The organism is Pseudomonas sp. Irchel 3A7 (assembly GCF_900187565.1).
Classification (GTDB): domain Bacteria; phylum Pseudomonadota; class Gammaproteobacteria; order Pseudomonadales; family Pseudomonadaceae; genus Aquipseudomonas.
The window spans coordinates 125,861-143,002 of record NZ_FYED01000013.1; the positions used below are offsets into that span (position 1 = coordinate 125,861).

Here is a 17,142-nt window from a genome sequence, read left to right on the forward strand (position 1 = left end):
CGAGCCTGCTCGCGAATGCGGTGTGTCATCCAGCATTGATGCAGATTGGCACGCCCTTTTCGCGAGCAGGCTCGCTCCCACAGGGGATCAGTGTGTCTGGGTGATATTGAGCTATCCCCTCAACGCGCTATGCTGCCTCGACTCACCGCCACCGACCGAGACGCCGCCATGTCCGCCCCGAGCATGACCCTGTACCACAACTCCCTTTCCCCCTTCGTTCGCAAAGTCATGGTGCTGCTGCACGAAACCGGTCAACAGGACCGCGTGGCCCTGCAAAACTGTGTGCTCACGCCCGTCGACCCGGACAAGTCGCTGATCGACGACAACCCCCTGAGCAAGATCCCCGCCCTGCGCCTGGCTGACGGCAGCGTCATCCACGACAGCCGCGTGATCCTCGACTACCTCGACCACCAGCACGTCGGCAACCCGCTGATTCCCCGCGAAGGCTCCACCCGCTGGCGGCGCCTGACCCTGGCCTCGATGGCCGACGGGATCATGGACGCGGCAGTACTGGTGCGCTACGAAGTCGCCCTGCGCGCCCCGGAAAAACACTGGGACGCCTGGCTCGACGGCCAACGCGACAAAATCCGCCGCGCCGTGGCGCTGCTGGAAAAAGACGCGATTGCCGAACTGACCTGCCACTTCGACGTGGCGGCGATCAGCGTGGCTTGTGCGTTGGGGTACCTGGACCTGCGCCATCCCGACCTGGACTGGCGCACGGCGAATCCGCAGTTGGCGGCGTGGTATTTCGAGGTGAGCCAGCGGCCATCGATGTTGGCGACGATGCCCAAGCCCTAATTCTTCACCGGCTGTTCCGGCCTCTTCGCGGGCAAGCCCGCTCCCACATTTTGATCTGCATTCACTGAAGATCCCTTGTGGGAGCGAGCCTGCTCGCGAAAGCACCAGCGCGGTTTATCTGGTAGCCACTGCAAAATCAGCGTCGCCAACATCTCCCCTTCCCGCCGATCCTCACGCAACCCCACCCACCCGCTCACTCCACCGCTCCAATATCAAACTGCAACGGCTTGGCCGCTTTTTGCCCGACTCCATACCAATCCAGCTTGCGCGTCAGCACCATGAACACACCCAACAACCCGAACAGCAACAACGACCCCATCAACAACGCGTAATCCTCGGCACTTAACAAGCCATAAAGCAGCCCGTACAAAGCCGCCAATCCCGCCGAAAAACTCAAGCCATGGCGCACGCTCCGCAGCACGTGGCAAACATAGAACCCGATCAACAACACACAAGCGCTAGCCGACAGCAAATACGCCAAGGCAAAACCGATGTGTTCGGACAACGACAGCAACAACAGATAGAAGAACGCCAGCGCCACACCCACCAGCGCGTATTGCACCGGGTGCACCGCCAGGCTTTTCAGCACTTCGAACAGGAAGAAACCGGCGAAGGTCAGGACGATGAACAGCAGCGCATATTTGATGGCGCAATCGCTTTTCAGGTACTGGTCCACAGGGTCAATGAAGCTCACGCCAAAGCTGCGGCCATGAAACGCCTCGCAACTGCTGCGGGCGACGCAACCGTTCAAGGCTTCTTGCAGGTTGGTGGAGAAAAACGAGGTCTGCCAGTTGGCGGTGAAGCCTTGATCGGTGATTTCACGCTGGGCCGGCAGGTAGTTGCCGATGAAGCTCGGATGCGGCCAGTTGGCGGTCAGCGAGACGTTGCTGGTCTTACCCACCGGCAGGATCTGCAACTGGCCAGTGCCTTGCAGCTTCAGGTCGAAAGCGAAAGCCAGTTCGGTGGCCTGCTTCGCCTCCAGGGCCGGCAGCGCCACATGGACACCCTCGCCCAGCCAGCCGACCTGACTGCCCGGAACGAAGTCCAGCGTCTGGTCATTCAGCTCGAGTTTCAAGGCGTTTTCGATACCACGAATATCGCTGATGCCGACCGCAAGAAACGGCTGGTCGAATTGATAGTCGGCGAAATCTTCCTTGATGCCCAGTTGCGCCGGCAGCGAAAAATGCCCGCTGATGCGGTTGTCGGCATGGAACAGCCGCGCCTGATAAATCCCCCGGGAACGCAGTTCGGTCTGGACCTGGCCGTCAAGTTCAAAGCGCTCCGGCAGGAAATACAACCGGCCGCGCTCTTCGCCAACATCCTGATAGCGCTGGTTGGTTTTTTCGTTGAGCTTCCAGGTGCGCACCACTTTGCGGTACGGCACCACCATCAACGGCCCGCTCAATTGCTGGCTGTAGCTGGAGCTGCGGGCGATGTCTTCGAGCACACCATCGCGCAGTTGCTGGCGGTCCTGAATCACGCCGTTGATCATCAACAGCGGGATCAGCAACAACAGAATCAGAAGGGCGATTGCCCCGAGTTTTAGGGTCAGGCTGCGGTTCATGGGACTCTCCCTGTTTTGGATGGGGAGAGTCTGGGATGGCTGTGTGGGGGCGTTATGGGGGGAATATGGAGATTGTGTGGAGACTGACATGGCCCCTTCGCGAGCAGGCTCGCTCCCACAATGGATCTCCTGTGGATACAAAGTCACTGCACACCACAGATCAACTGTGGGAGCGAGCCTGCTCGCGAATGGCCGCGACTCGGTCCTAAGCCAGGCGCAACCTGACTTCCACCCCACCCTCAACATTGCCGATGCTCATCGTCCCACCATGCAACTTGACCACTTCCTCGACAAAGTTAAGCCCGAGCCCGGTGCTTTTGCGCCCACTGTCCGGCCGGGGCAGTGAGTAGAAACGCTCGGTCAATCGCGGCAATGCATAGTCGGGAATCGCCTGGGCCTGATTGAACAGCGTGAACTCGACCTGCTCGCCCATCCGTTCGGCGCTGAACCGCAGCACACCCTTGGCCGGGGTGAAATCCAGAGCATTCTCCAGCAGATTGCCCAGCGCCTGGCGCAATAGAAACGGTTCGCCGATCAACGTTACGGCCGATGGAATCCCTTGCTCCACACGCAGTGCCTTGGCTTCGATACGCGCCGCCTGAGCGTTCAGCAAATCATCCACCAACGCCGCCAAAGGCACTTCCACGCGTTCCTCCAGCCCTTGCCGCTGTTCAACCTGCGTCAGGTTCAACAACCGCTCGATCAACTGCTGCATCCGCGCGCTTTCGTTGTCGATGTTGCCGACAAAACGCTGCCGTTGATCCAACGGCATCTCGCCTTGCAGCAACTCCGCCGCGCCGCGAATCGCCGCCAGCGGACTCTTCAATTCATGGGTCAGCGTGTGCACATAACGCTCGACATAGGCCTTGCCTTCAAGCTGAGTGCGCATCTGCTCCACCGCCATCGCCAGTTGCTCCAGTTCGCCACCACGATAATGCGGTACCTCGACCCGACGGCCTTCGCTCACCGCTTGGGCATAGGCGGTCAACCGCCGCAGCGCCCGGCTCAGCCACCAGGACAGCAAGGCGCCGAACAGCAGACCGAGGCCGATCAACCCGGCGCCATAAGCCAGCAATCGGCGTTCGGTACGATCCACATAGGGCTGCAACGAGCTGTTGGGTTTGGCCACCGTGACCACGCCGATGATCCGCCCGTTATCGCGAATCGGTGCGCCGACATGCATCACCGATGAGCTGGCATCATCAGGGTCGCTACGGCTGGAGCGAGCGCCGTACTCACCACGCAGAGTCAGGTACACATCGTTCCAGCGCGAGTAATCCTGGCCGACCGCCGCGCCGCTGGAATCGAGCACCACGATGCCCTTGGCGTCGGTGACGTAGATGCGATGGTTGACTTGGTTCTTCGACAAACCCCAGATGTTCGCCTTCGGCTGCCGCTCACCGTAGGCCTTGAGCAGTTCGGGCCAGCGGTTCTGATTAAGGGTGCCGGCCTTGAAATCGTCGCGCAGGATCTCGGCCATCAGGTTGGCGGTATCGACCAGGGTCTCTTCGGTGGACTGGCGCACCCCGGGGCGGATTTCTTCCATCACGGTGTTGAGCACGAAGTAGCCGGTCAGGCCGATGAACAACACATAGACCAGGAAAATCCGCATCCCCAACGGCATCAGCTGTGCCCCGGGTTGTAGCTGTAGCCGAGGCCGCGATGGGTCTGGATCGGCTCGGCATCGGCCTTCACCTGCCGCAGTTTGGCGCGCACGCTCTTGATGTGGCTGTCGATGCTGCGCTCGTAACCGGCATCGGCGGCCACGCCCAGCGCATCAAGCAATTGCTCGCGACTGAACACGCGTTCGGGCTGCTCCAGCAGGCATTGCAACAGGCGGAACTCATGACGGGTGAGGGTCAGCAGCTGACCGCGATAGCTGATCTGCACGCGCTCGCTGTCGATGCGAAACAGGGTCGACGCCGGCTCTTCTATCGCACGCGGGGCCATGCGTTTGAGAATCGCCCGGACCCGCGCCGCCACTTCCCGGGGGCTGAACGGCTTGACCACGTAATCGTCGGCACCGATCTCCAGACCCACCACACGATCGATTTCGCCATCGCGGGCACTGAGAAATATCACCGGCACATCACTGAAACGCCGCAGTTGCTTGCAGGTTTCGAAACCGCTGATGTCCGGCAGGCCGATGTCGAGGATGATCAGATCCGCCGGCGTCTGGTGCTGATAATCCAGCGCGGCCGCGCCAAGGCTCAGCCAGGTGGTGGTGAACCCCTCGCCCTGCAGGGCAAAAATCAGGGTGTCGGCAATCGCCGCTTCGTCTTCGACAATCAGGATATGAGGCATGGCGTCCGAGCCCGTCAGGTGAGTGGGCGAACGGTGAACCAAGGGGGAATCGGCGTCAATCGGCAAGGGTAAATCAGCGGTGTAGTCTGTAGGAACTAGCAGTTGTGATAGTAGGCAAAGGCCGAAAAAGGACTGAGTCTGATACCCCTTACTTGGAATCTGGTGCAGGGATTAACCAATGCCTACTCATTCATTCAAAACAATCCTGCTGGCAACCGATCAACAGCGCTCAGTGCTGAGTGCTCTCCACACGAATCGACCCCATCCCATCGCTTACCCACCCTATGGTCATCGCCCACGGGAAAACGGCGGTTGCAACTTGCTTGGATTTAATGGCGAACCGTCGGACCCGCTGACTGGGCATTATCATTTGGGGAATGGGTATCGGCAGTTCAATCCGGTGTTGATGCGGTTTAACAGCACGGATCGTTGGAGTCCGTTTGGGAAGGGGGGGTTGAATGCGTATGCGTACTGTGGGGGGGATCCGGTTAATCGATCAGATCCAACGGGCCATATGTGGAAGAGTTTCAAAATTAAGTTTCGTGAAAATATCAGGGTCCGTGCAGTTAAAACCCAAAAGCCGGCATCAATAAATGTTGACAATAGTACCAATGTGTCGGCGTTGGCGGATTTCTCTACACAGACATCTATAAACGGGCGAAATGAATCTGTGCCAATTAATTATCCCATGAAAAACACTTCCACTCCTATAGGAAGAACCCCTACTGTTCATTCTAATGATGGTAATTTATCTAAGTACCCGCCCGCCCGGACACAATTTGAAAATTATTTAGACAGTGCATTGGGGAGTGCCAATAGTGCATCGCTTGATGAACTCATCATCAACCACGCATGGTTAAGGGAAAATCCCGGACCATCCCGCTTGATAGAAAAAGTAGAATATACTCTGGCTAAAATAAGAAAAAACATTGATAAACGCCTAAGTCAAAATGAACAATGAAGCTTAGAGTTCATCCCATGCGGCGGCGATTCTGATACCCGAGAAGAGGTAAATTCGCTCATTCAACAATCCGGCTTATCCGCCGTAAACCTTCTCGCGGGATTCACCGCCGCCCCAAACTCACGCAACGCCTTCGCACCGATCAGCAGCGGATAATTGAAACTGCTGCGATCGGTCAGGTTCACCTCAACCGTGCGCTTGACGTTACCCAGGCACAACTCCAGATCAACCACCGGCCGCTTGGTAGGCGCAGCCACGTCCTCATCCTCGTCTTCTTCGGAGCGGGTCTTGATCTTGCTGATTCGCGCAATCTTGTGTTCGTACACCTTGTTGCTCGCATCCTTGGTCGCCAGGCGGAAACGCACCCAATCCTCGCCATCGCGGGTGAAGGTTTCGATGTCCTTGGCCGACAGCGACGCAGTCAGGGCGCCGGTGTCCATTTTGGCCTTGAGCACTTCACCGCCGATTTCCGGCAGTGCAATGTATTCGTAACGCCCGTAGAGGGTCGGCTCGGCGGCCAGGGCCGGCAGGGCGATGAACGACAGCAGTGCGAGAAGGGATTTCACGTGATCGTTGTCCTTGAAAGATGGGCAGCGGAATTTTAGACAACCCGCCAGCTATTCGTTCGTTCTTCAGATCGCTTCGCGAGCAGGCTCGCTCCCACAGGGTTTCGAGTCGTTCCCTAACCTGTGCCCCCCTGATCCACTGTGGGAGCGAGCCTGCTCGCGAAGAGGCACTCATTAACAATACAACTGACGGATCAGTTTAAGTTGACCAAGCTTATCGCTACCAGGGTGAAGTATTCGTCATCCGCCGATTTGGCCTGCCGCCCGAAGCTGCTTATCATGGCGCGCCCACACGCTTTCAAGAGTTGCCTATGCGCCGCCTGCTCACCGGCTGTTTCGTCACCCTGCTGCTGTTGCTCAACACGTTGGTCCTGTTCGGGCCCTTGATGGTATTTGCCCTGCTCAAGCTGGTCCTGCCCGGTCGCTTTCGCGATGACGCGTCATGGGCGGTGATGTGGATTGCCGAGACCTGGGCCGAGATCGACAAACTGATCTTCCGCCTGTGCATCCCCACCCAGTGGGACATTCGTGGCGGTGACGATCTTCGCACCGACACCTCGTATCTGGTGATCAGCAACCATCAATCCTGGGTCGATATTCCGGCGCTGATCCAGACGCTGAACCGGCGCACGCCGTTCTTCAAATTCTTCCTCAAGAAAGAACTGATCTGGGTGCCGTTCCTGGGTCTGGCATGGTGGGCGCTGGATTACCCGTTCATGAAGCGCTACACCAAGGCCTTTCTGGCGAAAAACCCGGAGCTGGCCGGCAAGGACCTGGAGATCACCAAACAAGCCTGCGAGTTGTTCAAGCGTCAGCCAGTGACCGTGGTCAACTATCTGGAAGGCACCCGCTACACCACCGCCAAAAGCACCCAGCAACAATCACCGTTCACCCACCTGCTCAGGCCCAAGGCGGGCGGCGTGGCCTTCGTGCTGGCCGCGATGGGCGAACAACTGGATGCGGTTCTCGACGTCACTGTGGTCTATCCACAGCAAGCGATTCCGGGTTTCTGGGACTTGATCAGCGGCAATGTGCCGAGGGTCATCATCGACATCAAGACCCGCGAACTCGACCCGGCGCTGTGGCAGGGCGATTACGAAAACGATCCGCTGTTTCGTGAGCAGGTCCAGAACTGGGTCAACCAGCTCTGGACCGAGAAAGACCTGCGCATCGACGCCTTGCGCGCCGAAAGCCGCTGATCAACTGTCGGTGTCAATTCCAGAGCCCGTGCCCCAGATGCCGCCCAGACTCTGCAGCAGCGAACCACCGACGCCCTGTTGACCGAGGTATTGCAGGATCACCGGGGCAAACAGGCCAACCATGCCGCTGTCCATGCCCAGGGTACTGAAGGCGTTGTTCAAGTCGTCGGTGCTTTTGACGTTGCCCAACGCGTTATTCAGCCCGGCTGCCTGGCCGGTAGCCCCGAGCAATCCGGCGAGAGCGCCAAGCTCCCCGCCACCGGACAAAATGTCGAGGCCCGGCACGCTTTTGGCCAGCTCCGAGTAGTCGGTCGAACTCAACTGATTCTTCGCCAGACCAAGCATCGCCCCGGCACCACCGACGGCCTGTTGCGGCGTCACGTTCAATTGGCTCAGCGCGCCCAGCAGGTCTGCGGTCTCCGAAGTCGGCGCAGCCTGCGTGGCGGCGTTTTCACCTTTCATCCCGGAAATGGCATTGGCCGCATCGCCCAGGCTGAACTGGGCAAACACCGGGCTGGCCGCCAGGGTCATGAGCGATGCCAGTGCAAAACCGCGTGAAATCTTCATTCGGACATCCTCTTGTGCCATGAAAAACGCCCGGCTGATGGGCGTAAAAGCTGCCGGTTTGACCGGGGATGCGTGGGCATGTTCCTGGGTGCAGTGGGCATTTTTTAACCAACTTACGAGCGGGAGGTGGCGACCCTATCAGTTCTGCTAGTAGGCAGTGTGAATGGGATGCGCCACAGTGAAGACTTGGACCGATGGCCATTCAGGGGAACTCAGCCCATGCAGCCCAACCTCAAGACACCACTGGTTGAATACCATTACGACGCACTGAATCGGCTGGTTGCCAGCACACCTTCGGTGCAAGCCACCACCCAGCGCTTTTACCTGAAAGATCACCTGGCTACCGAGATTCAGGGCACGGAGCAGAGTTCGATCATGCAACACGACGATCAACTGCTGGCGCAGCAACAGCGCCAGGGCAGCGCGGCTGCGCAAAGCTCTTTTCTCGCCGCAGATCATCAGCGTTCAGTACTGACCCTGCTCGACGCCAAACAACCTCATACCTTCGTTTACACCCCATACGGCCACTGTTTTACTGGAGGTGGCTTACTCAGCCTGCTCGGCTTCAAAGGCGAACGGCAGGATCCATTGACGGGATGGTATTTGTTGGGGAATGGGTATCGGGCGTTTAGTCCCTTGTTAATGCGCTTTCATAGTCCCGACAGTGTCCGTTTGAGTCCGTTTGGGAGGGGTGGATTGAATGCGTATGCGTATTGCTTGGGAGATCCGGTGAATCGGGCAGATCGAAATGGACACTTCTCCCGCTGGGCAATAGTGCGAAGCAACCTACCAAGTATCGTAAAAATGCGAGCCTCCTCCAAAACTTTAGCCACCCCCTGGGGCAACGCTATTCCCGGTACTGCAAAAAGAGTTAGTCCAACTCCTGATTTGCGACCTCGAACCAGTCTTAATCACATGCCCGAAAAAATATTGGCCAAAATCTTTGATCAATTAGATGGCAAAGACCTTATCAATGTTTCACTTACTTCAAAACGGATGAAGGCCGGCGTTAGCAGATTATCCGCCATCAACCTAAATAAACAGTTGGCTGGAAAATTGCCAAGCGAACACCTGCCACTAATCGATGCCGTGGGATTTGGAGAGATTAAAGGAATAGCGCCTTCGGCAGCGATCAATACTGGAGTAACCATCGCTCAAGCCCAGCGCGACTTTCCTTATGCAATGACTCGACTGGTTGGACCTAATAATAGAAGCATGCACTACGGCCCCAGGCCTGACTTGCTTCCCCAAGTCGACCCTCCTCAAAACGTCGCCGCGCAAATCAGAGCAATGCACGGCGATCTATTTTAATTTCGATATCCTTGTATAAAAAAGGGCGACATAAAGTCGCCCTTCATTTTTTGCAAATAAAATCACGCCGCACTAAACAACTTATGCGGATCAATCACAAACTTCTTCGGCACGCCCGCATCAAACTCGCCATACCCCTCAGGCGCCTGATCCAGGCTGATCACCTGCACACCCACCACTTCGGCGATGTTGATGCGGTCCCACATGATCGCCTGCATCAGTTGGCGGTTGTACTTCATCACCGGGGTCTGGCCGGTGTGGAAGCTGTGGGATTTTGCCCAGCCGAGGCCGAAGCGAATGCTCAGGCTGCCCATTTTCGCGGCGGCGTCCACGGCACCTGGATCTTCGGTCACGTAGAGGCCCGGGATGCCGATTTTGCCGGCTACGCGTACCACGCCCATCAGCGAGTTGAGTACGGTGGCCGGGGCTTCGTGCTTGACGCCGTCGTGACCGTGGCCGCGGGCTTCGAAGCCTACGGCGTCGATGGCGCAATCCACTTCAGGCTCGCCCAGCAGCGCGGCGATCTGTTCGTGCAGCGGGGTGTCGAGGGACAGGTCGGCGATTTCGAAGCCTTGGGCCTTGGCGTGAGCCAGGCGCACGGTGTTGACGTCACCGACGATCACCACCGCTGCGCCCAACAGGCGAGCGGAAGCGGCAGCGGCCAGACCGACAGGACCAGCACCCGCGATGTATACGGTGCTGCCTGGGCCGACACCGGCGGTCACTGCGCCGTGATAACCGGTCGGCAGGATGTCGGAGAGGCAGGTCAGGTCGCGGATTTTCGCCATCGCGCGATCGCGATCAGGCAGTTTGAGCAGGTTGAAGTCGGCGTACGGCACCATCGCGTATTCCGCCTGGCCACCGGTCCAGTCGCCCATGTCGACATAGCCATAAGCACCGCCCGGACGCGCCGGGTTGACGCTGAGGCACACGCCGGTGTGCATTTCCTTGCAGGAACGGCAGCGCCCGCAAGCCACGTTGAACGGTACAGACACCAGGTCGCCGATTTGCAGGTTTTCGACGTCGCGGCCCTTTTCGATCACTTCACCGGTGATTTCATGACCCAGGACCAGGCCGGTTTGAGCGGTGGTACGACCGCGCACCATGTGCTGGTCGGAACCACAGATGTTGGTGGACACCACACGCAGGATGACAGCGTGTTCAATCTTCCTGCCACGCGGGTCCTGCATTTTCGGATAGTCGATTTTCTGTACTTCGACCTTGCCAGCGCCGAGATACACCACACCACGATTGCCAGACATGCTTTCACCTCGCTGTTGTTTTTATGTAGCGGTCGCGTCGCCGGGGAGTGGCGGCGCGTTGATTGCTCGGGTTATTGCCTGTTTGTCTTGTGTTGCTTGTAAGGGCCTCTTCGCGAGCAGGCTCGCTCCCACAGTGGGCCGGAGAACGCCCCCCCCTGTGGGAGCGAGCCTGCTCGCGAAAGCGATCTAAAGAACGACCGTACGATTGGCGTTCAAAAACACTCTTCTCTCAATGTGATAACCCACCGCCCGGGCCAGGGTCAGGCCTTCGATATCCCGCCCCTTGGCGATCAGATCTTCCGGGTAATGGCTGTGATCCACCACCTCGACCCCCTGGGCGATGATCGGTCCTTCATCCAGATCGTTGTTGATGTAGTGCGCCGTGGCGCCGACCAGTTTCACGCCCTTGTTATAGGCCTGGTGATAGGGCTTGGCGCCCTTGAAGCCCGGCAGCAGGGAGTGGTGGATGTTGATCGCCTTGCCGTCGAGTTTGCGGCACAGCTCCGGCGACAGGACCTGCATGTAGCGGGCAAGGATCACCAGTTCGGCGCCGGATTCTTCGATCACCTGCAAGACCTGACGCTCCTGCGACGGCTTGTCGTTCGGGTCCAGCGGGAAGTGGTAGTACGGAATCTGGTGCCAGTCGGCCAGCGGCTTGAGGTCGGGGTGGTTGGAGACCACGGCGGCCACGTCCATGGACAACTGGCCGATGCGCTGGCGGTAGAGCAAGTCGTTGAGGCAGTGATCGGCCTTGGACACCATGATCACCACTTGCGGGCGGTGATGGGGCGGGGTCAGCTCGAAGATCATGCCAAAGGCTTCGCCACGCTCGGCAAGGCCGGCGCGGAATGACTGTTCGTCGAAACCGTCGGGCTGGCGGAATTCCACACGAATGAAGAAACGCCCCGAGAGGCGGTCATCGAAGGAATGGTGTTCGGTGACGTAGCAGCCCTGCTCGAACAGAAAGCGGGTCACCGCGTCCACCGTGCCGAGCACGCTGGGGCAGTCGGCGGTCAGAATCCATGTGTCTGGGGCGCGGCTCATAGTGCGGTGACTCCTGCTGAATCGGTAAAGAAAACATCCTCCTGTGGGAGCGAGCCGGCTCCGGGCGGCGTTCCGACGAAGGCGGTGTATCAGCAACATTGATGTCGCCTGACACTCCCTCTTCGCGAGCAGGCTCGCTCCCACAGGGGGTCGCCTCCATGGCGGGTTGTAATCAGGCCTGAACGCTAAGGCCGTACTCGGCAGAAGCATCCTGCAACCACAACCACCAGTAGTCCGAGAAGCTGCGACGGATCAGCAGTTCCCAGGTGTCTTCGGCGGTGTGGCGGATCATCAGTTGCGACTTGGCGAACACCGTGCCGACCGCCTTGCCCACCGGGAAGTTGTTCGGGTGCACGTCGTAGCTGGTGGACTTCATCAGGACCTGGCGCACGTTCGGGCCGCTCAGTTCGAGGATCTGCTGGCCGCCGCTGACATTGACGATCTGAATGTGCAGATCGCCCAGCGCTTCACGCAGTTTTTGCTCGGCGGCGAATTCTTCGCCGGTCGGGACGATCAGCAGCCACTCATCCGGCCCCATCCATTGCAGGCTGGTTTCGCCTTTGACGATGACGGTCAGCGCGCCGGGCAATTCGATACCCAGGGCCTTGTGCACGCCCGCGGCGAATGCGGCATCGTGGCCATCGCCACGAATGGTCAGGTGGCCGAGGAGTTTTTTCTCGCGCACAGTCACGCCGGCGTTCTTGCGACCCTTGCCCACCAGGCTGGCGAGGTCGGCATGATGCAGCGACGACTCGGCCTTGGCCCCGGAGGTTGGGCGTTGTTGGTAAACATTGGCTGCGGTCATAAAGCACCTGTTCTGAATTCTGTTGGCCTTGTGGTGACTGCTCTGCCGTCTTCGCGAGCAGGCTCGCTCCCACAAGGGTTACGCAATCTCCTGTGGGAGCGAGCCTGCTCGCGAAAGCGTCAGCAGCCACCCCACAGGACCCAAGGCCATTAAACGTTCTGGCGCTCGCCCTTCGGATCGAAGAACACCGAAGAAACGATTTCCGCCTCGATCACGCTGCCGTCCGCCAGGGGCGCGAACACACGTTCGCCCATGCGGTTCAGGCCGCCCTTGACCACGCCCATGGCAAACGAATAGCCCAGGGAGTTGTGCAGGTAACTGGAGGTCACGTGACCGACCATGGTCATCGGGATCGCCTGCTTGGTGTTGAACACCAGTTGCGCACCTTCCGGCAGCCACTTGTTCGGATCGATCGGCTTCAGGCCGACCAGCTGCTTACGTTGATCACGTACGCAGTCTTCACGGTTCATCCCGCGCCAGCCGATCCACGAGAACGGTTTGGTGCGGCCCACACACCAGCCCATGTTCAGGTCGTCCGGGGTCATCGAGCTGTCAGTGTCCTGACCGACGATGATGAAGCCCTTCTCGGCCCGCAGGACGTGCATGGTTTCGGTGCCGTACGGCGTCAGGTTGTACTTCTTGCCGGCGTCGACGATTTTTTCCAGTACGCCCATGGCGTAGTCGGCTTGCACGTTGACTTCGTACGACAGCTCACCGGTAAACGAAATCCGGAATATCCGCGCCGGCACACCGCCGACCAAGGCTTCTTTCCAGGTCATGAACGGGAAGGCTTCGTTGCTCAGGTCGGCGTCAGTGACTTCGCTGAGCAGCTTGCGGCTGTTCGGCCCGGACAGGGTCATGGTCGCCCAGTGATCCGTCACGGAAGTGAAGTACACCTTCAGGTCCGGCCATTCGGTCTGGTGGTACAGCTCCAGCCATTGCAGCACGCGGGCCGCGCCACCGGTGGTGGTGGTCATCACGAAATGGTTCTCGGCCAGGCATGCCGTCACGCCGTCGTCGAACACCATGCCGTCTTCTTTGCACATCAGGCCGTAACGGGCCTTGCCCACGTCGAGCTTGGTCCAGGCGTTGGTGTACACGCGGTTGAGGAACTCGCGGGTATCCGGGCCCTGGATGTCGATCTTGCCCAGGGTCGAGGCGTCCAGCAGGCCGACGCTGTCGCGCACGGCTTTGCATTCGCGCTTGACCGCCGCGTGCATGTCTTCACCGCTTTTCGGGAAGTACCACGGACGTTTCCACTGGCCGACGTCTTCGAATTCAGCACCGTTTTTCAGGTGCCACTGATGCAGCGCGGTGTAACGCACCGGCTCGAAGATGTGGCCACAGTGACGACCGGCCACGGCACCGAAAGTCACCGGTGTGTAGTTCGGGCGGAACATGGTGGTGCCCATCTGCGGGATGGTCACGTTCAGCGAACGGGCGGCAATGGCCAGGCCGTTGACGTTGCCGAGCTTGCCCTGATCGGTGCCGAAGCCCAACGCGGTGTAGCGCTTGACGTGCTCGACCGACTCGAAGCCTTCGCGGGTCGCCAGTTCGATGGCGGCAGCGGTCACGTCGTTCTGCAGGTCGACGAATTGCTTCGGCGCCCGTGCGGTGTTCTTCTCATGCGGCACCTGGAACAGCGCCAGGGTCGGCTCTTCCAGACGGGCCAGGGCTTTGGGCAAGGTCGCTTCGACCGCACCGAAACCGGCTTCGCTGGCAGCGCGCACGCCCCCTTCAAAACCATCGGCCAGGGAATCGCCGAGGCCATAGACGCCGTTGATGCCACCGACGCACACGCGTTTCTGCGGTGCTTCGCCCGGAACGAAACCGAGGATGTCTTCACGCCAGATCGGCTTGCCGCCCAGGTGCGAAGCCAGGTGAACCACCGGGCTGTAGCCGCCGGAACTGGCGACGATGTCGCAGTCGAGCCATTCACCAGGGCTGGTGACTTTGTGTCCTTTCACATCGATCGCGGCCACGCGGGCAGCGGTCACGTGCTTGCTGCCACGAGCCTCGATCACGGCGCTGCCGGTGAGGATGCGAATGCCCTTGGCGCGCGCTTCTTCCACCAGCGCACCGCGAGGGTTGCTGCGAGCGTCAGCGATGGCTACCACTTGCAGGCTGGCATCGAGCCAATCCAGCGCGACGCGATAGGCGTGGTCGTTGTTGGTCGACAGCACGAGCTTCTTGCCCGGTGCCACGCCATAGCGACGTACGTAAGTCGACACAGCGCCGGCCAGCATGTTGCCCGGCACGTCGTTGTTGCCGTAGACCAGCGGACGCTCGTGAGCGCCGGTCGCCAGGACCACGCGCTTGGCGCGAACCCGGTGGATGCGCTGACGTACCTGGCCAATCGGTGCGCGGTCGCCGAGGTGATCGGTCAGGCGCTCGTGAATGGTCAGGAAGTTATGGTCGTGGTAGCCGTTGACCGTGGCGCGCGGCAACAGCAGCACGTCCGGGGTGTTCTTCAGTTCTGCGATGACGCTGGCGACCCATTCCACGGCAGGCTTGCCGTCGAGGCTTTCGCGGGAGTCGAGCAGGCTGCCGCCGAATTCTTCCTGCTCATCGGCCAGGATCACCCGGGCACCGCTGCGCGCAGCGGCCAGTGCAGCGGCCAGACCGGCAGGGCCGGCGCCGACGATCAGCACGTCGCAGTGCTGGTTCATGTAGTCGTAGGTGTCCGGATCGTTCTCGGTCGGCGAGCGGCCAAGACCGGCGGCCTTACGAATGTACTTCTCGTAGGTCATCCAGAACGATTGCGGGTACATGAAGGTTTTGTAGTAGAAACCCGGTGGCATCAGCTTGCCGCCGACCTTGCCGAGGATCCCCATCATGTCGTTGTTCACGCTCGGCCAGCCGTTGGTGCTGGTGGCGACCAGGCCCTGGTACAGCGCTTGTTGCGTGGCGCGCACGTTCGGGATTTGCGTGGCTTCGGTGGCGCCGATCTGCAGCACCGCGTTCGGCTCTTCGGCACCGGCGGCGAAGATGCCGCGCGGACGGGAATACTTGAAGCTGCGACCGATGATGTCGACGCCGTTGGCCAGCAGTGCAGCGGCCAGGGAGTCACCTTCGAAGCCTTTGTAGCTCTGGCCGTTGAAGGTGAAGCTCAGGACTTTGTTGCGGTCGATCCGTCCGCCGTTGGACAGGCGATTGATCTGGCTCATACCTTCTCTCCCAGAGCCGTGGTGGCCGCTTTCGGGCTATCGGTCTTGTCGGTGAATTGTGGCTTGGCGCCGATCTTGTAGGTTTCGAGAATCTCGTAGGTCACGGTGTCGCGGGTAACGTTGAAGTACTGGCGGCAACCGGCGACGTGATCCCACAGCTCGTGGTGCAGACCGCGAGGGTTGTCGCGGAAGAACATGTAGTCGCCCCACTCCTCATCGGTGCAGCTGTTAGGGTCCAGTGGACGCGGGATGTGCGCCTGGCCGGATGCGTGGAATTCCTCTTCGGAGCGCAGTTCGCCGCAGTGAGGACAGAAGATATGCAACATGGGGATTTCTCCTGTTAGTGGGCGACCGCAGCAGCGCCGTGTTCATCGATCAACGCACCGTTGTGGAAACGGTCGATGGAGAAAGGTGCGGCCAACGGGTGCATTTCACCCTTGGCCAGGCTTGCGGCAAACACGTTGCCCGAGCCAGGTGTGGCCTTGAAGCCACCGGTGCCCCAACCGCAATTGAAGAACATGTTCGGTACCGGGGTTTTCGAGATGATCGGGCACGCATCCGGGGTGGTGTCGACGATGCCGCCCCACTGACGGTTCATGCGTACGCGGGACAGGACCGGGAACATCTCGACGATGGCCTGGATGGTGTGTTCGATCACCGGGTACGAACCACGCTGGCCGTAACCGTTGTAGCCGTCGATACCGGCGCCGATCACCAGGTCGCCCTTGTCGGACTGGCTGATGTAACCGTGCACGGCGTTGGACATGATCACGCTGTCGATGATCGGTTTGATCGGCTCGGACACCAGTGCTTGCAGCGGGTGCGATTCGATCGGCAGACGGAAACCGGCGAGTTTGGCCATGTGCCCGGAGTTACCGGCAGTGACCACACCAACGCGCTTGGCGCCGATGAAGCCCTTGTTGGTTTCCACACCGATGCACACGCCGTTTTCCTTACGGAAACCGATCACTTCGGTCTGCTGGATCAGGTCCACGCCCAGTGCGTCGGCGGCACGGGCAAAGCCCCAGGCCACGGCATCGTGACGGGCCACGCCGCCGCGACGCTGGACGGTAGCGCCCATCACCGGGTAGCGGGTGTTCTTCGAGCAGTCGAGGTACGGAATCTCGTCGGCCACTTGCTTGGCATCGAGCAGTTCGCCGTCGACGCCGTTGAGGCGGTTGGCGCTGACCCGACGCTCGGAATCACGGATGTCCTGCAGGGTGTGGCACAGGTTGTAGACGCCACGCTGGGAGAACATCACGTTGTAGTTCAGGTCCTGGGACAGGCCTTCCCACAGTTTCATCGCGTGTTCGTACAGGTGCGCCGACTCGTCCCACAGGTAGTTGGAGCGAACGATGGTGGTGTTGCGCGCGGTGTTACCGCCGCCCAGCCAACCTTTCTCGACCACGGCCACGTTGGTGATGCCGTGTTCCTTGGCCAGGTAGTAGGCGGTCGCCAGACCATGCCCGCCACCGCCGACGATGACCACGTCGTAGACCTTTTTCGGGGTCGGTGTGCGCCACATCCGCTGCCAGTTTTCATGGTGGCTGAGGGAGTGTTTGAAGAGGCCGAAGCCTGAGTAGCGTTGCATAGT

General features: G+C 59.8%; 15 protein-coding genes. 4 read left to right on the forward strand and 11 right to left on the reverse strand.

Annotated elements, in window-relative coordinates; translation table 11 throughout:
• Positions 1-168: 168 nt before the first annotated feature.
• Positions 169-798: a glutathione S-transferase gene (locus tag CKW21_RS21480; RefSeq protein ID WP_095196007.1), complete on the forward strand. Its 630-nt coding sequence runs from the start codon at positions 169-171 to the stop codon at positions 796-798.
• Between the two features lie 193 nt (positions 799-991).
• Here CKW21_RS21480 and creD read toward each other — a convergent pair whose 3' ends face one another.
• The 3 genes from creD to creB form a co-directional block, all read right to left on the reverse strand.
• The gene (gene creD / locus CKW21_RS21490) at positions 992-2,362 is read right to left on the reverse strand and encodes a cell envelope integrity protein CreD (RefSeq protein WP_095195921.1); all 1,371 of its coding nucleotides are present in this window, start codon (positions 2,360-2,362) and stop codon (positions 992-994) included.
• A gap of 205 nt (positions 2,363-2,567) precedes the next feature.
• Positions 2,568-3,986, reverse strand: coding sequence for a two-component system sensor histidine kinase CreC (gene creC / locus CKW21_RS21495; protein WP_095195922.1), 1,419 nt, complete (start codon positions 3,984-3,986; stop codon positions 2,568-2,570).
• On the reverse strand, positions 3,986-4,666 hold the full coding sequence (gene creB / locus CKW21_RS21500; protein ID WP_095195923.1) for a two-component system response regulator CreB: 681 nt from the start codon (positions 4,664-4,666) through the stop codon (positions 3,986-3,988). Before creB ends, creC begins: the two co-directional genes overlap by 1 nt.
• Positions 4,667-4,844: 178 nt before the next feature.
• On the opposite strand from creB, the gene CKW21_RS32355 reads away from it, so the two are divergent.
• Positions 4,845-5,627 carry an RHS repeat-associated core domain-containing protein gene (locus CKW21_RS32355; protein WP_095195924.1) on the forward strand — a complete coding sequence of 261 codons (783 nt, stop codon included), beginning with the start codon at positions 4,845-4,847 and terminating at the stop codon, positions 5,625-5,627.
• Positions 5,628-5,689: 62 nt separating this feature from the next.
• Here the strand turns inward: CKW21_RS32355 and CKW21_RS21510 are convergent, their stop codons facing one another.
• Entirely contained in the window at positions 5,690-6,193 is a 504-nt protein-coding gene (locus CKW21_RS21510) for an ATP-dependent zinc protease (RefSeq protein ID WP_095195925.1), read from the reverse strand.
• 311 nt (positions 6,194-6,504) lie between these two features.
• On the opposite strand from CKW21_RS21510, the gene CKW21_RS21515 reads away from it, so the two are divergent.
• The gene (locus CKW21_RS21515) at positions 6,505-7,392 is read left to right on the forward strand and encodes an acyltransferase (RefSeq protein ID WP_095195926.1); all 888 of its coding nucleotides are present in this window, start codon (positions 6,505-6,507) and stop codon (positions 7,390-7,392) included.
• Here CKW21_RS21515 and CKW21_RS21520 read toward each other — a convergent pair whose 3' ends face one another.
• The gene (locus CKW21_RS21520) at positions 7,393-7,959 is read right to left on the reverse strand and encodes a DUF2780 domain-containing protein (protein ID WP_095195927.1); all 567 of its coding nucleotides are present in this window, start codon (positions 7,957-7,959) and stop codon (positions 7,393-7,395) included.
• A 219-nt stretch (positions 7,960-8,178) separates the two neighbouring features.
• Here CKW21_RS21520 and CKW21_RS21525 point away from each other — a divergent pair, with 219 nt between their 5' ends.
• Positions 8,179-9,270: an RHS repeat-associated core domain-containing protein gene (locus CKW21_RS21525; protein ID WP_095195928.1), complete on the forward strand. Its 1,092-nt coding sequence runs from the start codon at positions 8,179-8,181 to the stop codon at positions 9,268-9,270.
• 62 nt (positions 9,271-9,332) lie between these two features.
• Here the strand turns inward: CKW21_RS21525 and fdhA are convergent, their stop codons facing one another.
• The 6 genes from fdhA to CKW21_RS21555 form a co-directional block, all read right to left on the reverse strand.
• The gene (gene fdhA, locus CKW21_RS21530; protein ID WP_008057129.1) at positions 9,333-10,532 is read right to left on the reverse strand and encodes a formaldehyde dehydrogenase, glutathione-independent; all 1,200 of its coding nucleotides are present in this window, start codon (positions 10,530-10,532) and stop codon (positions 9,333-9,335) included.
• Positions 10,533-10,718: 186 nt separating this feature from the next.
• On the reverse strand, positions 10,719-11,576 hold the full coding sequence (gene purU, locus CKW21_RS21535) for a formyltetrahydrofolate deformylase (RefSeq protein WP_095195929.1): 858 nt from the start codon (positions 11,574-11,576) through the stop codon (positions 10,719-10,721).
• A 172-nt stretch (positions 11,577-11,748) separates the two neighbouring features.
• Positions 11,749-12,381, reverse strand: a complete 633-nt coding sequence (locus CKW21_RS21540; protein ID WP_095195930.1) for a sarcosine oxidase subunit gamma — start codon at positions 12,379-12,381, stop codon at positions 11,749-11,751.
• A gap of 149 nt (positions 12,382-12,530) precedes the next feature.
• Positions 12,531-15,548, reverse strand: a complete 3,018-nt coding sequence (locus CKW21_RS21545; protein ID WP_095195931.1) for a sarcosine oxidase subunit alpha — start codon at positions 15,546-15,548, stop codon at positions 12,531-12,533.
• On the reverse strand, positions 15,545-15,874 hold the full coding sequence (locus tag CKW21_RS21550; protein ID WP_095195932.1) for a sarcosine oxidase subunit delta: 330 nt from the start codon (positions 15,872-15,874) through the stop codon (positions 15,545-15,547). The genes CKW21_RS21545 and CKW21_RS21550 overlap by 4 nt, the downstream gene beginning before the upstream one ends.
• 14 nt (positions 15,875-15,888) lie before the next feature.
• Complete coding sequence (locus CKW21_RS21555) at positions 15,889-17,139, reverse strand: sarcosine oxidase subunit beta (protein WP_007980419.1); 1,251 nt, start codon at positions 17,137-17,139, stop codon at positions 15,889-15,891.
• Positions 17,140-17,142 lie beyond the last annotated feature (3 nt).

Excerpts from the sequence above, each read along its gene's own strand:
- CKW21_RS21515 (WP_095195926.1), top strand. The coding sequence starts at position 6,505 with ATGCGCCGCCTGCTCACCGGCTGTTTCGTCACCCTGCTGCTGTTGCTC.
- CKW21_RS21540 (WP_095195930.1), bottom strand. The coding sequence starts at position 12,381 with ATGACCGCAGCCAATGTTTACCAACAACGCCCAACCTCCGGGGCCAAG.
- creD (WP_095195921.1), bottom strand. The coding sequence starts at position 2,362 with ATGAACCGCAGCCTGACCCTAAAACTCGGGGCAATCGCCCTTCTGATT.
- creB (WP_095195923.1), bottom strand. The coding sequence starts at position 4,666 with ATGCCTCATATCCTGATTGTCGAAGACGAAGCGGCGATTGCCGACACC.
- CKW21_RS21480 (WP_095196007.1), top strand. The coding sequence starts at position 169 with ATGTCCGCCCCGAGCATGACCCTGTACCACAACTCCCTTTCCCCCTTC.
- CKW21_RS21550 (WP_095195932.1), bottom strand. The coding sequence starts at position 15,874 with ATGTTGCATATCTTCTGTCCTCACTGCGGCGAACTGCGCTCCGAAGAG.
- CKW21_RS21545 (WP_095195931.1), bottom strand. The coding sequence starts at position 15,548 with ATGAGCCAGATCAATCGCCTGTCCAACGGCGGACGGATCGACCGCAAC.
- creC (WP_095195922.1), bottom strand. The coding sequence starts at position 3,986 with ATGCCGTTGGGGATGCGGATTTTCCTGGTCTATGTGTTGTTCATCGGC.
- fdhA (WP_008057129.1), bottom strand. The coding sequence starts at position 10,532 with ATGTCTGGCAATCGTGGTGTGGTGTATCTCGGCGCTGGCAAGGTCGAA.
- CKW21_RS32355 (WP_095195924.1), top strand. The coding sequence starts at position 4,845 with ATGCCTACTCATTCATTCAAAACAATCCTGCTGGCAACCGATCAACAG.
- CKW21_RS21555 (WP_007980419.1), bottom strand. The coding sequence starts at position 17,139 with ATGCAACGCTACTCAGGCTTCGGCCTCTTCAAACACTCCCTCAGCCAC.
- CKW21_RS21520 (WP_095195927.1), bottom strand. The coding sequence starts at position 7,959 with ATGAAGATTTCACGCGGTTTTGCACTGGCATCGCTCATGACCCTGGCG.
- CKW21_RS21525 (WP_095195928.1), top strand. The coding sequence starts at position 8,179 with ATGCAGCCCAACCTCAAGACACCACTGGTTGAATACCATTACGACGCA.
- purU (WP_095195929.1), bottom strand. The coding sequence starts at position 11,576 with ATGAGCCGCGCCCCAGACACATGGATTCTGACCGCCGACTGCCCCAGC.